At 56.8% G+C, this 15,489-nt stretch carries 12 protein-coding genes; 8 read left to right on the top strand and 4 right to left on the bottom strand.

What is annotated here, in order from left to right; all coding sequences use genetic code 11:
- Positions 1-2: 2 nt before the first annotated feature.
- A complete protein-coding gene (locus K7H09_RS18350; RefSeq protein WP_230805480.1) occupies positions 3-2,735 on the bottom strand; it encodes a response regulator in 2,733 nt (910 codons plus the stop codon).
- Positions 2,736-2,826: 91 nt separating this feature from the next.
- Between K7H09_RS18350 and cysM the strand changes: the two genes are divergently transcribed.
- From cysM to K7H09_RS18310, 8 genes are all read left to right on the top strand, one after another.
- A complete protein-coding gene (gene cysM, locus K7H09_RS18345; protein WP_009286444.1) occupies positions 2,827-3,735 on the top strand; it encodes a cysteine synthase CysM in 909 nt (302 codons plus the stop codon).
- A 2-nt stretch (positions 3,736-3,737) separates the two neighbouring features.
- Positions 3,738-5,135: a 23S rRNA (uracil(1939)-C(5))-methyltransferase gene (locus K7H09_RS18340; protein WP_022523835.1), complete on the top strand. Its 1,398-nt coding sequence runs from the start codon at positions 3,738-3,740 to the stop codon at positions 5,133-5,135.
- 73 nt (positions 5,136-5,208) lie between these two features.
- Entirely contained in the window at positions 5,209-7,485 is a 2,277-nt protein-coding gene (gene relA / locus K7H09_RS18335; RefSeq protein WP_230805478.1) for a GTP diphosphokinase, read from the top strand.
- On the top strand, positions 7,485-8,339 hold the full coding sequence (gene mazG, locus K7H09_RS18330; RefSeq protein ID WP_141441236.1) for a nucleoside triphosphate pyrophosphohydrolase: 855 nt from the start codon (positions 7,485-7,487) through the stop codon (positions 8,337-8,339). Before relA ends, mazG begins: the two co-directional genes overlap by 1 nt.
- Before the next feature lie 38 nt (positions 8,340-8,377).
- Positions 8,378-11,026: a phosphoenolpyruvate carboxylase gene (ppc, locus tag K7H09_RS18325; protein WP_141441235.1), complete on the top strand. Its 2,649-nt coding sequence runs from the start codon at positions 8,378-8,380 to the stop codon at positions 11,024-11,026.
- 80 nt (positions 11,027-11,106) lie between these two features.
- The gene (locus K7H09_RS18320) at positions 11,107-11,652 is read left to right on the top strand and encodes a DUF924 family protein (protein ID WP_041158339.1); all 546 of its coding nucleotides are present in this window, start codon (positions 11,107-11,109) and stop codon (positions 11,650-11,652) included.
- 36 nt (positions 11,653-11,688) lie between these two features.
- Positions 11,689-12,768, top strand: a complete 1,080-nt coding sequence (rluF, locus tag K7H09_RS18315) for a 23S rRNA pseudouridine(2604) synthase RluF (RefSeq protein WP_041158340.1) — start codon at positions 11,689-11,691, stop codon at positions 12,766-12,768.
- Positions 12,769-12,794: 26 nt separating this feature from the next.
- On the top strand, positions 12,795-13,070 hold the full coding sequence (locus K7H09_RS18310) for a DUF1294 domain-containing protein (RefSeq protein WP_022523829.1): 276 nt from the start codon (positions 12,795-12,797) through the stop codon (positions 13,068-13,070).
- A 30-nt stretch (positions 13,071-13,100) separates the two neighbouring features.
- Here the strand turns inward: K7H09_RS18310 and K7H09_RS18305 are convergent, their stop codons facing one another.
- The 3 genes from K7H09_RS18305 to K7H09_RS18295 are packed head-to-tail and all read right to left on the bottom strand — an operon-like array spanning position 13,101 to position 15,474.
- Entirely contained in the window at positions 13,101-13,781 is a 681-nt protein-coding gene (locus K7H09_RS18305) for an anthranilate synthase component II (protein WP_009286448.1), read from the bottom strand.
- On the bottom strand, positions 13,778-15,199 hold the full coding sequence (locus K7H09_RS18300) for an anthranilate synthase component I family protein (RefSeq protein ID WP_141441234.1): 1,422 nt from the start codon (positions 15,197-15,199) through the stop codon (positions 13,778-13,780). The genes K7H09_RS18305 and K7H09_RS18300 overlap by 4 nt, the downstream gene beginning before the upstream one ends.
- Positions 15,196-15,474, bottom strand: coding sequence for a Trp family transcriptional regulator (locus K7H09_RS18295; protein WP_141441233.1), 279 nt, complete (start codon positions 15,472-15,474; stop codon positions 15,196-15,198). The genes K7H09_RS18300 and K7H09_RS18295 overlap by 4 nt, the downstream gene beginning before the upstream one ends.
- Positions 15,475-15,489: the final 15 nt, after the last annotated feature.

The following is a 15,489-nucleotide window of genomic DNA, read 5'->3' as shown; positions in this document are numbered from 1 at the left end:
AATCAATGCCTAACCAACTGCGGGCGCAGTGCTCGCAGCCGGGCCATTGCCCGGTAAAGGTCTTCCAATAGCCCCTCAACATGGTCTAAGCCGCTGGTGCGTAGACGAGTTTCCAGGGTCTCTACCAGTAAGGCCAACTCGGGCGCACCGCAGTAGCGGCTAGCGCCATTGAGACCATGCACCCAATCGAGCAGCGTGGGCAAATGCTGTTGACCAAAAGCGGCGCGCATATGCTGTTCACTCTCATCCAAGCTGTCGATCAGACGTTTTAGCTGCTCTCGTGCCAGATGCTCCTTACCCCCCGCTAAACGTGCGCCAATCTCCAGATCAATGATGGGTAGCGTGGCCGGTGCCGCATGGCTAACCCGTGTCCTCTGGGTGGCGTTAATGTCGTGCTGTGGATAGGGCGGCTCTGCAATGCTGGCGGTCAGCCGATGAGTCACCCCCAAAAAGCGGTTGAGCAACTGTGCTAGCTGTGTTTCGTCAATGGGTTTTACCAGCACGTCATCCAGACCTTCCGCGAGCCACTGCTGGCGTTCATTGCTGAGCACGTGGGCGGTAACGGCAATAATGGGGCAGCGGGCCCAGGTACTACTCAACCGGCGCAATGCTTGGGTGGTTTGTACGCCATCCATCCCCGGCATACGAATATCCATTAACACCATGTCGACGTTACTGGCACGGGCGAATTCTAGTGCTTGGTGGCCGCTTTCTACCGTAGAGACATGCAGGGTAGGGTCTTCAAGTAGGTTTTTGAGCAGCTCACGATTGGGTGCATTGTCATCGACAATCAGCAGTTTGAGTGGCTGAGACGCTGCTGGTAACGCGGGGAGCTCCTGTTCGCTCCTATTCGGCACGTGCGTAGATAGCAGTAGCTGCTTGAGCGTCGTTACCAACTGCGCGCGGGAAAAAGGTTTGTAGAGTGTCTCGCCGCCATGGGTTAAGTGCAGTGGCGGCAGGTCAAAACTATTGCCATTGGCTAAAATCAATGTGGGGCAGGGGGTTTGATCAATCACCGCTTGCCAGTGAGCGTGCCATTCGGGGCTAAAGTCGCTGTGTTCAAGTCCCAATATCAGCAATTTCGCTGGCTCCGAGACATCAAAGGCGATGGGTTGTGCTTCCCAGCGCTCTAGCAAGTGCTCCAGTACATGGCGGGTTGGAGCATGAGTTTCATATAAGCGAATGGTCGGATTGGCCAAGCTAATTTCTGGAGGTCGCTCGGCCGCTTTATGAGCCAGCATAGGCAGCGTAAAGAAGAAAGTGGTTCCTTTGCCCAGCGAGCTTTCCACGCCAATCTCGCCGCCCATGCGTTCAATCAACTGGCGGCAGATAGTAAGCCCAAGGCCGCTGCCACCAAATTGCCGTGAGTGGCTTGGTTCTGCTTGGGAAAAGGCGCTGAAGAGGGCCTCCTGGTGGGCATCGCTGAGGCCAATGCCCGTGTCACTGACGCTCAGATTAAGCACCACATGCTGGCCTTCTAAATTATCCAACATGACACGCACGATCACCTCGCCGTGCTGGGTGAATTTAAGCGCATTGCCTATCAAGTTATTCAATACCTGATGAATACGCAGCGGATCACCGGTTAGCGGGGTAGGCACATCGTCATATACCATGGCTACCAAGTGCAGTTGCTTGCGCTGGGCTTCAGGGGCGTGTAGCCCGACCACTTCGTCGACCAGTGCGACAATGTCGATATCTGTCTCTTCCAGGGTGAGGCGATTCGCTTCAAGTTTGGAGAAGTCGAGCACGTCGTTAACCAGCATAAGCAGGTTGTCGCAAGCGCGGTGTACGTGCTGCAGCCACTCCCGCTGGCGCGTATCCAGTGATGAGCGTCCCAGTAACCGGCAAAAACCGATAATCCCGTTTAGCGGTGTGCGGATCTCATGGCTCATATTGGCCAGAAATTCAGACTTCACGGCATTAGCCCGCAGCGCGCTGCGGTGGGCCAAATCGAGCTTGATATTCTGCTCTTCAATGGTTTCCATGGACTCTTGCAGCTCGCTGGTGGCCTGCTCGATTTGCGTTTGCATATCCCGCTGGGCTTGCTGAAAGTGCTCGGCTAGGGCGTTAATATAGCTACTCAGGTGATGGAGTTCTGTGGCATTAGAGGGCGCCAGATGTAGCCGATAGTCGCCGCGGGATAGCCGATAAAGGGCTTGGTTGGCTTCTTCCAGCGGGCGGGTGGTATAGCGACTGATCGCAAAAGCGACTAAAAACAGCAGCAGGCCAAGCAGCATGCCACCCAAGCTAAGGCTGGCAATCAACTTATAGCGACCAAGGGTTAGCGTACGGGTATCCATCTCGATATCTAGCCAGCCAACGTGGCTGTCCCCAGCTTGGCTGACACTTGTTTGAGGAGGGTTCAGTGGCAAGCGCAGTCGCCATGCATCCTGCTGCTTAATCAATTGCTGATCATCTGGGGCGTTTAGCGGTGGTAGGTTGGATTGCCCGAGTAATAATAGACGGTTGCCCTGGGCATCAAATAGCGCAACCGCTCGCAGTCCTTTCATAGCAAGGAGTTGACGCGACAGGGCTTCCAGACGTTGCTCATCACCCGTTGCGACCGCAGCAGCAAGGTTCGGGGCGAGCAGCTCGCCGACGCTTTCTAACCGCGTTTGGTGTGCCTCGCGAGCTTGCGTATCACTCTGTATAACCAGCAGTACGGCCATCATGGCGTACACCAGGAGCGGGAAACCGAGTAACGCAAACAGCAGTCGGGTATTCAAAGACATGAAAAGAAGCTCGCTGATTCAATGAGGTTGCCTGTCCAGCCTAAGGCAGCACCGATATAATGCAGCATAACGGTGACGATAAGGAACATTCATGAACGATCTTAAGGGCTATCCCACAATAGAAGATGTGGTTGGCAACACGCCCCTGGTACGCCTTAAGCGCATTAGCGCGGGGCGTAACAATACCCTGTTGGCCAAGCTTGAAGGCAATAATCCCGCTGGGTCGGTTAAAGACCGCCCCGCGCTCTCAATGATCAATGAAGCAGAAGCCCGAGGTGATATAGCCCCCGGTGATACGCTGATTGAGGCGACCTCAGGTAATACCGGTATTGCGCTAGCCATGGCGGCCGCGATTAAGGGCTACCAGATGGTGCTGGTTATGCCGGAAAACGCCTCGGAAGAGCGTAAGCAGGCAATGGCGGCCTATGGCGCTAAATTAATTTCCGCCAGCAAAGCGGGCGGTATGGAAGAGGCTCGGGATATTGCGGATGGCATGATCGCCAGGGGCGAAGGCAAGCCGCTAAACCAGTTCGCCAACACTGATAACCCGCTGGCCCACTATCGTACCACCGGTCCCGAAGTATGGGAGCAAACCGGGGGCGAGGTGACGCATTTCGTCAGCTCGATGGGCACCACGGGCACCATTATGGGGGTGTCGCGCTATTTGAAAGAGCAAAACCCGGCTATTCAGATTGTCGGTTTGCAGCCCGCCGATGGCGCCAGTATTCCCGGCATTCGTCGCTGGCCACAAGCGTACCTGCCGGCTATTTTTGAAGCGCCGCGGGTGGATGTCACCCTTGATATTGGCCAACAAGAGGCCGAAGAGCATATGCGCCGTCTGGCCCGTGAAGAGGGCATTCTGGCCGGGGTCTCATCGGGTGGCAGTCTCGCGGGCGCGCTACGTATCGCGGAGCAAACCGAAAATGCGGTGATTGTGTTTATCGTCTGCGACCGTGGTGATCGTTATCTCTCCACTGGCCTATTTGCCCCAGGAGTATAACCATGGCCATGTTGGGAAAACGGCGGCCGCCCAGGCCCGCGTCAGGCCACTCTGGGCTAGCGGGCACGCCTGGTGGCAAAACGCGTCATGCGGCTACGGGTGACACATCTCCTATGGTGATTGAGCGCTTAGCGCACGATGGCCGTGGCGTTGCCCACTCAGCCAACGGTAAAACGGTCTTTGTTGATAAGGCGTTGCCCGGTGAGCAGGTCGAAGTGGCCATTCATCTCACTCGCAAACGCTTTGATGAAGCGCATATCAAATCGCTGCTGACCACCTCCGAGCTGCGCGTCAAGCCGCCTTGTCCGCATTTTGGGCACTGTGGCGGTTGTGATCTGCAGCACCTAAGTGTCGATGCCCAGCGCGACCATAAACGAGAAGTAGTGCGCGATCTGTTTTCTCGCCAGGGTATAACGCTAAGCGAGATCGGCTCGATTCAAGGCAGCGATCAGGGCTATCGGCGCCGCGCACGGCTGGGGGTCAAAGTCGACAGCCAAGGCACTACGCGCCTGGGCTTTCGTGCCGCCCATAGCCATCGCCTGGTGGATATTGAACGCTGCCCGGTGTTGGTCGATCCCTTACAGCGCCTATTAACACCTCTGCGTGAGCTGCTGGGTACGTTAGAGGCGCCGCGCCAGGTAGGGCACATCGAATTATTGGCAACGGCGACCGCGCAGGTCGTGTTGGTTCGTCAGTTAAAAGAGCACACCGGGGACGCCGAACGCTGGCAAGCCTTTGCGCAGCAGCAGGGAGTGGCGCTGGGCACTTGGTTGGGGCGAGAAACACCCACACTGCACTGGCATGGCGCAGCGCCGGCGCTTGAAGAGTCGCTAACCGTTACCGGCCAACCACCGCTTAGCCTAAGTTTTGCACCGGGAGATTTTTTACAGGTCAACGCCCCGGTTAACCAGCAAATGGTCGCCCAGGTCATCCAGTGGTTAGCGCCTAAGCCGGGGCAAAAATTACTCGACTTGTTTGCTGGTATCGGTAATTTCAGCCTACCCATAGCGGCAGCGGGTGCTGAGGTTTATGCAGTGGAAGGTAACCCTGCCATGGTGGCGCGCATTGCGATTAACGCTAAGCGCAACCAACTGATGGTCAGCGGTCAGCAGGCTGATTTAAACAGCGCTGCCAGCGTTAAGGAGCTGTTGACCGTTCATGGCGGTAGCGATGCGCTTGTGCTCGATCCGCCGCGAAGCGGCGCCGAAGTTATTTGTCAGGCGCTGGCGCATCACCCGGTGCCCAGGGTGGTCTATATTTCCTGTGATCCGGCGACGCTTGCTCGGGATGCGGCACATCTTGTGCATGCGGGTTACCGGGTCAAGCAAGTAGCAGTGGCGGATATGTTCCTTCACACTGCGCATATGGAAACGCTGATGCTGTTCGAATACGGGGACTAGACGTTTCCCCATCGCATCAAGCCACGGTGGCGGTCGTGCAGAGACCGTCTCCCTGAAAGGATGAGTAATTGTCATGGTGAAAGTGCGTGAAGACCAGCCGCTAACCGCGGGCGGAAAGGTGGATATACAGCAGTGGTTAACGCGCCTGCAGGAGGATGTGCGCCTACCTGAGCCTGAGCGTCTAGTCGGCGCCTGTGAACTCGCCGAACAACTGGAGCTTGAAGCCCCGCGCACCCATCGCGTATGGCTATCGCCAGGCTCTAGTTTTCGCATGGGCCTGGAAATGGCCGATATCCTTGGTGAGTTAAAGCTAGACCAAGCCACGCTTGAGGCCGCCGTTCTCTACCGTGCAGTGCGGGAAGGGCTGCTGAGCCTTGAGTCCGTGACAAAACGCTTTGGCGAAGAAGTGGCCAGTCTGATTGATGGCGTGCTGCAAATGGCCGCTATTAGCTACCCGTTGGCGCCTGACCATGGCATGGGCCAACACAATCAGCAGGAAAACCTGCGTAAGATGCTGGTCAATATGGTCGGTGATGTGCGCGTGGCACTCATTAAGATTGCCGAACGCACCTGCGCACTACGCCAGGTAAAAGACGCTCCCCGGGAAAAAAGTTTACTGGTGGCTCGTGAAGTCGCCGATATTTATGCGCCGCTGGCCCACCGCCTGGGCATCGGTCAGCTTAAGTGGGAACTGGAAGATCTATCGTTTCGCTACCTGCACGAAGATGAGTACAAGGCGATTGCCAAGCTGTTGGCGGAGAAACGCCTTGACCGCGACCGCTATATTCACGATGTGGTCGAAACCATCAAAGGCTTGATGGAAGCTCAGCACATCCACCGCTACGACGTGGATGGGCGAGCCAAGCATATCTATTCGATCTGGCGCAAAATGAAGCGCAAACGGATCGATTTTTCACAAGTTCATGACGTGCGCGCAGTGCGTATTCTGGTGCCGGAAGTGGCGGACTGCTACACCGTGCTGGGGATTATTCACTCGCGCTGGCACCACGTGCCCAACGAGTTTGACGACTATATCGCCAACCCCAAAAAGAACGGCTATCAATCGCTGCATACCGCTGTTATGGGGCCGGAAAACAAGGTGCTCGAAATCCAGATTCGCACCTTCGCCATGCACGACGAAGCGGAGCTGGGCGTTTGTGCCCACTGGCGTTACAAAGGCCACGATACCAACGCCAAAAGCCGTAGCTACGAAGAGAAAATTGCCTGGCTGCGTCAGGTTCTGGAGTGGCAGGACGAAGTGGGCGGCTTTGGCGATTTGCGCGAAGGGCTCTCCAGTGATGTGGCCCCTGACCGCATTTACGTCTTCACTCCTGACGGTCACGTGATTGACCTGCCGCGAATTGCCACACCGATCGATTTCGCCTACCGGGTGCATACCGAGATTGGCCACCGCTGCCGAGGCGCCAAGATTAATGGGCGCATTGTGCCGCTCACCTACAAGTTAAAAACCGGCCAGCAGATAGAAATTCTTACCGCCACTAAAGGCGGCCCAAGCCGCGACTGGCTAAACCCCAGTTTGGGCTATGTACGCACTTCCCGGGCGCGGGCCAAAATCCAGGCGTGGTTCAAACATCAGGCACGGGATCAAAACCTGGACGAGGGGCGCGTGCTGTTTGACCGTGAAATGCGCCGCCTGGATGTCGAAGGTCTCGATCTGCCCAAGCTGGTCAAGGCGGTCAACTACCAAAACGCCGAGGACATGTACGCGGCCATCGGCGCTGGTGACCTGCGTATCGGTCAGGTGCTGCACCAGGCTCAGCAACTGTTTGGTGAAACCGACGACCAAGAGCAGCTCGATCGCCTGCTCGCCAAACCTAAGCGCCAATCCAGCAAAGCCACCAAAAGCGATATCACGGTGCTCGGCGTCGGCAACCTTAAAACCAGTATGGCCAACTGCTGCCGTCCGGTGCCTGGCGAACCGATTATCGGCTTTATTACCCAGGGGCGTGGCGTCACCGTTCACCGCCAGGACTGCAGTAATATTCTGCAATTGCGGCTGGACGAACCCCAGCGCATTATCGAAGTGGAGTGGGGCGAACGCGCCCAGACCCGCTACCCGGTGACCATCGAGATTCAGGCCTGGGATCGCTCCGGGCTGCTGCGCGATGTCACGGGCCTGCTCGGTAATGAAAAAGTCAACGTGCTTGCCGTGAACACGCTAACGGACACCGATGAAGGCATTGCCCGGCTGCGCATTACCCTGGAAGTCGATGGCCTTGAATCCCTGGGACGGTTGTTCTCGCGTATCCAGCAGTTGCCCAACGTTACCGAAGTGCGCCGTTTGCGCAACGCCGACCCGGAACAACAAATTCGCAAGGGAGGGGCATAATGCGCCATGGTATCGATGATCTGCTGACCCTGATGCAGGTGCTGCGCGACCGGCAGCAGGGCTGCCCCTGGGATCTCCAGCAGGATTGGGACAGCATTGTGCCCCACACCCTGGAAGAGGCCTACGAGGTCGCCGATGCCATCGAGCGGCGCGCTTTTGACGAACTACCCGGCGAGCTGGGCGATCTGCTCTTTCAAGTGGTCTACTACGCCCAATTCGGCGCGGAAGAGCAGCGCTTCGACTTTGCTGATATCGTCGATACGTTGACCGCCAAAATGCTGCGCCGCCATCCGCACGTGTTTCCGGAGGGCACGCTGGCCTCCCGCCGCCCGCCAGGAGTGAGTGCCGAAGAGGTGCAAACTCAGCAGGTCAACAGCCGCTGGGAGTCATTGAAGGCCGAAGAACGTGAGAAAAGGAAGCGTGCCGAGAGAGCCGTAGAGCAGCCCTCTGTGCTCGACGATGTGCCGCGCACGCTGCCCGCCCTTAGCCGCGCTGCCAAGCTGTCCAAGCGCGCCGCGCGAGTAGGCTTCGATTGGCCCGATGCGCGCGGCGTGGTGGCTAAAATTCGTGAAGAGCTGGCGGAAGTAGAAGAGGCGCTCGCCGCCGGTGATCAACAGCACGCCCAGGAAGAAGTCGGCGATTTGCTGTTTGCAGTGACCAATCTTGCCCGCACGCTGAATGCCGATCCAGAGCAGTGCCTGCGCGCTACCAATGCCAAGTTCGAGCGCCGCTTTCGTTTTGTCGAGCGCGAGCTTAGCGCTGCCCAGCGGCCATTAATAGAGGCTTCCCTAGACGAGATGGAAGCCCACTGGCAGGCAGCCAAAGCAGAAGAAAAACAATCTACCCATTCCTGATCTAATAATGACGCGACCCCTGCAAGGAGGCCATGCCAATGAGTCACGACCTACACGAATCTCTGCGCGATAATGTGCGTATTCTGGGCGACAGCCTGGGGCGAACCATTGCCGACGATTTGGGCCAAGCATTTGTCGATAAAATTGAAACCATTCGCGCCCACGCCAAGCGCGGGCGCCAGGGCGATTCACTGCAGCAGCGCGAACTGATCGAGTACCTGCGTGAGCTTCCCGAGCAGGATCTGCTGCCGGTCACCCGGGCGTTTAACCAGTTCTTAAACCTCGCGAACATTGCCGAACAGCACTATCGGGCGCGCTTTCGCCGGGTAGAGGACTACAAGCCCGGCTCCCAGCCGGTGCTCGGGGAACTGCTTGCGCGTGCCGAGCAGGCGGGCAACTCACCGCGTAAACTGGTCGAGACCCTCGCCAATATGCGCGTTGAGCTGGTACTCACCGCGCACCCCACCGAAGTTATCCGCCGAACCTTGATCCAAAAATATGATGCCATCGATGAGTGCTTAACCGCCATTGAGAGTTCCGAGGATTACCCGGAGCGTGGCACCCGTGCCCAGGGGCGCCTGGAAGAACTGATTAGCCAGGCGTGGCACACCGACGAGATCCGTCACGAGCGACCCACCCCGGTGGACGAAGCCAAATGGGGCTTTGCGGTGATTGAAAACTCCCTGTGGCAGGCGGTGCCAGATTTCCATAGAGATTTGGATAACCTGCTGCTGGATACCGCCGGTGAGCGACTGCCGTTGGACGCCGCACCGATTCGCTACGCCTCCTGGATGGGGGGCGACAGGGACGGTAATCCGAATGTGACCGCTCGTGTGACCCGTGAAGTACTACTTTTAGGCCGCTGGATGGCCGCTGATCTCTATCTGCGCGATCTTGAACAGCTTAAAACCGAGCTCTCCATGTGGAAGGCCAATAGCGCCCTCAAAGCCGAGGCAGGCGATGTAGCAGAGCCTTATCGCGAAGTGTTGAAACGCCTACTGGCTAAGATGGAGTCGACCCGGGATTGGGCCAAGGCCGAACTGGAAGGGCGCAACTACGACGGCGGGCCGATTATTGAAACCCGCGATCAGCTCTACTCACCGCTGCTCGCCTGTTACCGCTCGCTGTGTGATGTGGGCCTCGACACCATCGCTAACGGCGCGCTGCTGGATACGCTGCGCCGAGTAGCGGTGTTTGGCGTTACGCTGACCAAGCTTGACCTACGTCAGGAAGCCAGTCGCCATGCCCAGGTCATTGAAGAGCTAACAAGCTCCCTTGGCCTGGGTCACTACCAGGAGTGGGACGAAGCCAAACGTCAGGAATTTCTGCTTGAGGAGCTGGCCTCACGTCGCCCGCTGATTCCGCGTCGCTGGGAGTGCTCCGCCGAGTCCCGCGAAGTGCTGGATACCTTCAAAGTTATCGCCCAGGAGCACTCCGAAGCGCTGGGAACTTACATCATTTCCATGGCCGCTGAACCCTCGGACGTGCTCACCGTAGCACTGCTGATGAAAGAGGTCGGGGGGCAGGTAACGCTACCTATTGCACCGCTGTTTGAAACCCTTAACGACCTGGATCACGCAGGCGATGTGGTGGATCAGCTGCTGGCGATACCGGGCTACCGTTCGCTGATCGATGACCGTCAGGAGGTCATGATCGGCTACTCCGACTCGGCAAAAGATGCCGGCCAGCTGGCCGCTGCCTGGGCGCAGTACCGTGCTCAAGAGTCGCTGGTGAATGTGTGTAACCGGCACGGCGTCGATTTAACCCTGTTCCACGGTCGCGGTGGTACCGTTGGTCGTGGTGGCGGCCCGGCCCATGCGGCGATACTCTCTCAGCCTCCAGGCTCGGTAAACGGCAGCCTGCGGGTGACTGAGCAGGGCGAGATGATTCGCTTCAAGTTTGGCCAACCCGATATTGCCCTGCGCTCCATGGAGATCTATGCCTGTGCAGTGTTGGAAGCTACGCTGCTGCCGCCGCGCGCGCCAGAGCCGCACTGGCGTGAAGAGATGGATCAGCTCGCCAAGGTGGCGCATGGCGCCTATGTGGGCGTGGTGCGTGAAGACCCGGACTTCGTGCCCTATTTCCGCGCGGTCACACCGGAAGGCGCCTTGGGTAGGCTGCCGTTGGGTTCACGCCCCACCAAGCGGCGCCAGGATGGCGGGGTGGAAACCCTGCGCGCCATTCCATGGATTTTCGCCTGGACACAGATTCGCCTGATGCTACCCGCGTGGCTGGGCAGCGGCGAAGCCTTTGCGCGGCGCTTAGAGCAGCCCGGTGGACGCGATGTGCTACAGGAGATGCGCAACGAGTGGCCTTTCTTTGGCACCTATCTGGACATGCTGGAGATGCTGCTGGCCAAAGCCGATGTCGCCATTGCCGCTTACTACGAGCATCGCTTGGTCGACGAGCCCTCACTGAAGGCGTTGGGTAAAAAGTTACGCCAGCGCTTCGCGTCGTTGGAAGAAGCAGTGCTGGATATTCTTCAGCAAGAGAAGCTATTGGAAAACACGCCGCTGATTCGCCAGGCGATCGATGTTCGCAACCCCTACATCGATCCGCTGCACGGTTTGCAGGCGGAGTTGCTGCAGCGTAATCGCGACGCCGATGGGGCGATCAGCGCCGATCTTTCCCGGGCGTTGATGGTCACTATGGCGGGCATAGCGGCAGGTCTGCGCAACACCGGCTAGGCTGTTTTAACACGATTTTTTACCGTGATTTTTAACCGTAACGTTTTACTACAACGTTCTACTACAACAGGGAGGCGTCAATGTCCTCAGATGTTCAAGCGGTACTCGACTTTTGGTTTGAGGAGTTGACGCCTGCTCAGTGGTTTAAAAAAGACGCTGAGTTGGATCGTACAATCTCGCAGCGGTTTGGCGCGCTGCATGCCCAAACCGCGCGGTGTGAATGTTACGCATGGCGTCAAACGCCGCAAGGGCGGCTTGCGGAGATCATTGTGCTGGATCAGTTCTCGCGCAATATCTATCGCGATGACGCTCGCGCCTTTGCCACTGATCCCTTAGCGCTGGCGCTAGCTCAAGAGGCGGTAGCCGCTGGGGCAGACGCAGAACTAACCAGCGAGCAGCGTGCGTTTTTGTATATGCCCTATATGCATAGCGAATCCGCGGCCATTCATGAGCTGGCGATGCAGCTGTTTGACCAGCCGGGGTTAGAGAATAACTACGATTTTGAAGTGCGCCACAAGGCGATTATTGATCGTTTTGGGCGCTACCCGCACCGCAACGCACTGTTGGGGCGGGGCTCTACCGACGAGGAGTTGGCCTTCTTAAAGGAGCCCGGCTCCTCTTTTTAACTGTTTGCTTATCCTCTTATAGCCACATGGCGTTTTATGTCGTTTCGAAAATCTACCCGTATCAATAAATATATTAGCGAGAGCGGGATGTGCTCTCGCCGTGAAGCCGACCGCTTTGTGGAGCAGGGCAACGTATGGATAAACGGTCGCCGTGCGACTACCGGTGATCAAGTGGTGGCGGGTGACTTGGTTAAAGTAAACGGTCAGGAGATCGAGCCTCAGGAAGAGGAGGATCTGGTGCTGATCGCGCTGAACAAACCGGTGGGCATTGTCAGCACCACTGAATCCAGCGAAAAGGACAATATCGTTGAGTTTGTGAAGCATGGCGTGCGCATTTTTCCCATTGGGCGGCTCGATAAAGACTCCCAGGGGCTGATTTTTTTAACCAATAACGGCGATCTGGTTAATAAGATTCTGCGCGCCAATAACAACCACGAAAAAGAGTACCAGGTGACGGTGAACAAACCGATCACCGACGAGTTCATTGACGGCATGCAGAGCGGCGTGCCGATTCTTGGCAAGGTGACCAAGCGCTGCAAGGTACAAAAAGAGTCCACCTTTGTGTTCACTATTACCTTGGTGCAGGGGCTCAATCGGCAAATTCGTCGTATGTGTGAATACTTCGGCTACGAGGTTACCCAGCTTATTCGCACGCGCATTATGAATGTGCCGCTAAAAGGCTTAGCCCTGGGCGACTGGCGCGATCTCACTGCCAAAGAGATCGATACCATTATCGCGCTGACCGAACGCTCAGAGGCGGCACCAGAAAAGAAAAGTAAAGCTAAACCGGAAAGGCCCAACTACAGCTCAGGCGCAGGAAAGGCAAAACCGCCTTCCGCAAAAGGGCGCCCGGCCAAAGCAGGCGCGAAGGCGGCTGGTGCCAAAGCCGCCGGGGCTAAACCACCCGTCAAGGGTAAAAAAGCCGCCAGCGGAAAAGTCAGTGGAAAAACAGGTACCGGCCCGAAAGGCAGTACGTTAGGCAAGCCGCACTCCAAGGGCAGCAAAGCCCCCGGCAAGCTTGGTGCTAAAAGCAAGCCTGGAGCTAAAGGTAAGCCCGTTGGTAAAGGCCGCGGTAAGCCAGCGGCGGTCGGAAAGCCTTCCCAGCGGCGCAAGTAACTCCCCATCATTCAAGAGTCTTCACTGTGATCCCAATCGTCGCCTTTTACGCTGTAGTGAGCGTTATCGCTTATATCACTTACGCTATCGACAAAAAGGCGGCTATTAAAAACCGCCGTCGGGTGAGTGAAAAGTCGCTACATCTGCTTGGGGTAGTGGGTGGCTGGCCGGGTGCGCTACTGGCCCAACAGCAGCTGAGGCATAAAACCCAGAAAACCGCCTTTCAAGTTACGTTCTGGCTGACGGTTGTCGTAAATCTGGCCTGTCTAGGGTGGCTAACGGTTTCATTGAGTCTCATTTAGCCACCCGTTTAGCCACCCTATACTTGGTGCCTACGCTCTGGCGTGATTGCCGTGCGCGAAAAGAAAATTAGCGATCAGCTCTTTGCCGCCTTCGGTGGCAAACGATTCTGGGTGAAACTGGATGCCGTGAATCGGGTACTCCCGATGTTTAACCCCCATCAGTTCGAATTCACCCAGTGCCAGCCAACGGCTGCGCTGCTCAAAGCTATCGGCTGCAAGTGCGCCTACGGTGGCGGTCACTTCCAGGCACTCGGGCAGGGTGATCGCATCGGCAATTAGCGAGTGGTAGCGCATCACTTCAAGCTGGTCGGGCACGCCGTTAAACACCGATGCGTTATTGTGGTTGATCGGGCTGATCTTGCCATGCATCGGTAGCGGCGCCTTCACTACCTTGCCGCCAAATACGTGCACAATGCCTTGCATACCCAGGCATACTCCCAGCAGCGGGGTGGTCTTACCCAGTTTCTCGATCACTTCAGCGCATACACCAAAGTAGCGCGGGTCATCCGGCGAGCCGGGGCCGGGGGAGATGATAATACGCTCCGGGGCCATGGCTTCGATGGCGCCGTAATCGATCTGATTGTTGCGCTTAACGATAATCTCAAAATTGGCCAGCCCGCCGCGATTCTTCTCTGTGGTTAGAATCTCACCAATAAACTGGTAGAGGTTATAGGTGAAGGAGTCGTAATTATCGATGATAAGTACCTTCATGCTGGGCTCTCCATGTCCGTCTCCATAAAGGGGGTAAGGGCTTTGCGAGTACCGGCAAACTTGCGGCGGATCTCCTCATACTCATCGGCGGCATTGCTATCAAACACATTGCCACCGCAGGTTTGCACGTAGGCACGCTCACCATTCACAAACACGGTACGAATCGGAATCGCAAAGGTACAGTCCCCGTTGAACGAGAACTGGCCCACTGCGCCTCCGTAGGGGCCGCGCCCGTCGGTTTCCAGATCGTCGATGATTTTCATCGCCTCGATTTTGGGTGCGCCGGTGAGGGTGCCCGCGGGGAAGTTGCTGGCCAGCGCGGTAAACATATCTTCGCCTTCGGCGATGATGCCGACGATCTCGCTGGAGATATGCTGCACGTGGCTAAAGCGTTTGATATCCATCAAACTGCGCACTTTCACCGTGCCAAACTGCGCTACCCGGCCAATATCGTTGCGGTGTAGATCCACGATCATATTGTGCTCGGCGATCTCTTTGGGATCGTTAAGCAGCGCGCGGGCGAGCTGGGTATCTTCTTGGGGCGTCTGACCCCGGGTGGTGGTACCCGCCAGCGGAAAGGTCTCCATCTCGCCCTGGCGCAGCCGAAATAAAAGCTCTGGGCTTGCGCCAATTAGCTTTTGTTCGCCAAATTTGACGTAGTACATTTGCGGCGACGGGTTGATGGTGCGTAGCTGGTCATACAGCGCCAGGGCGTCGCCTTTAATACTGAAGCGTTTTTTAAAGCCAACTTCGCACTGGAACACTTTGCCGTCGATAATATCCTGTTTCACCTTGGCCACCGCCTCGGCGTGTTCTGCCTGGCTCATGGTGTCGCCTAAGGCGGTGATTTTCAGCGGGCCTGCCGGCTCATCGTCTGCATCAATTAACGTCTGTAGAAATTCGTAGCGGCTGTTGTCGTAATAGAAGTAGGTGACTTCTCCGGTCATCTTGTCGAGGATCAGGCCATCTTTGTAAAGCCCGAAACGGAAGGTGTCGAAATCATCGCTGGCTTTTAACGTAAGCGATGGCTCGAAATACTGCATGGCATCGTAACCAAGGTAACCGCTTAACCCTCCGGCGTACTTGCGGGAAATAATATTCTGCGGGATCAGGCTGCGCAGCAGTTCGTAGGGGTTGTCGCTAGTGTAGTGGTTGGCATTGCCGCCACGTTCTTCAATGGTCAGTGTGTTGCCGTTGGCGTAGAGCGTGTACTCGGGGTCGAAGCCGATAATCGAGTGGCGCGCCATATGGCTATCTTCACCCAGAGACTCAAGCATGTAGCAGGTATCAAACCGACGCTCGATTTTCTGAAACAGGGCAAAGAAGTCGCAGTCCGCCGCCAAGGTCACATAGTGAGGTTTGCGCGGCAGCGTAAAAGGCTGCGGGCCTGGTGAGGCATGTGTATTGGCAGTGGTCATGATGCATCATTCCGTGAAGAAGGGCTTGAAGAGTGTAACGTGGTAAGCGCGCGGGAACCCCGCGAAACCGTAGCGATTCCCACGCCCAGGGTTTCGGCAATTTTGCGGTGGGGCACGCCTTCACGCAGCAGCTTAAAAATTTGTAGGCGTTTACTGATTTCTTGGTACTCTGCAGGCGTTAGCAGGCTCGCCAGCGCTCGATCCATTGCTTCAGGTGAATCAATGGAGAGTAGGTGGTCGATTAGCTCTGCCTGATAGTGACCGTTTGAAGGCATAGTTCGCTACCGAGT

Source organism: Halomonas sp. IOP_14 (genome assembly GCF_021021315.1).
Classification (GTDB): Bacteria; Pseudomonadota; Gammaproteobacteria; order Pseudomonadales; family Halomonadaceae; genus Vreelandella; species Vreelandella titanicae.
Note: the sequence above shows the minus strand (reverse complement) of the source record. Positions and strands in the feature narration are given on the sequence as shown.

What these genes read in the sequence shown, in the direction of transcription:
- K7H09_RS18350 (WP_230805480.1), bottom strand. Translation starts at nt 2,735, where the DNA reads ATGTCTTTGAATACCCGACTGCTGTTTGCGTTACTCGGTTTCCCGCTC.
- relA (WP_230805478.1), top strand. Translation starts at nt 5,209, where the DNA reads ATGGTGAAAGTGCGTGAAGACCAGCCGCTAACCGCGGGCGGAAAGGTG.
- K7H09_RS18300 (WP_141441234.1), bottom strand. Translation starts at nt 15,199, where the DNA reads ATGACCACTGCCAATACACATGCCTCACCAGGCCCGCAGCCTTTTACG.
- mazG (WP_141441236.1), top strand. Translation starts at nt 7,485, where the DNA reads ATGCGCCATGGTATCGATGATCTGCTGACCCTGATGCAGGTGCTGCGC.
- K7H09_RS18320 (WP_041158339.1), top strand. Translation starts at nt 11,107, where the DNA reads ATGTCCTCAGATGTTCAAGCGGTACTCGACTTTTGGTTTGAGGAGTTG.
- K7H09_RS18305 (WP_009286448.1), bottom strand. Translation starts at nt 13,781, where the DNA reads ATGAAGGTACTTATCATCGATAATTACGACTCCTTCACCTATAACCTC.
- cysM (WP_009286444.1), top strand. Translation starts at nt 2,827, where the DNA reads ATGAACGATCTTAAGGGCTATCCCACAATAGAAGATGTGGTTGGCAAC.
- rluF (WP_041158340.1), top strand. Translation starts at nt 11,689, where the DNA reads ATGTCGTTTCGAAAATCTACCCGTATCAATAAATATATTAGCGAGAGC.
- K7H09_RS18340 (WP_022523835.1), top strand. Translation starts at nt 3,738, where the DNA reads ATGGCCATGTTGGGAAAACGGCGGCCGCCCAGGCCCGCGTCAGGCCAC.
- K7H09_RS18295 (WP_141441233.1), bottom strand. Translation starts at nt 15,474, where the DNA reads ATGCCTTCAAACGGTCACTATCAGGCAGAGCTAATCGACCACCTACTC.
- ppc (WP_141441235.1), top strand. Translation starts at nt 8,378, where the DNA reads ATGAGTCACGACCTACACGAATCTCTGCGCGATAATGTGCGTATTCTG.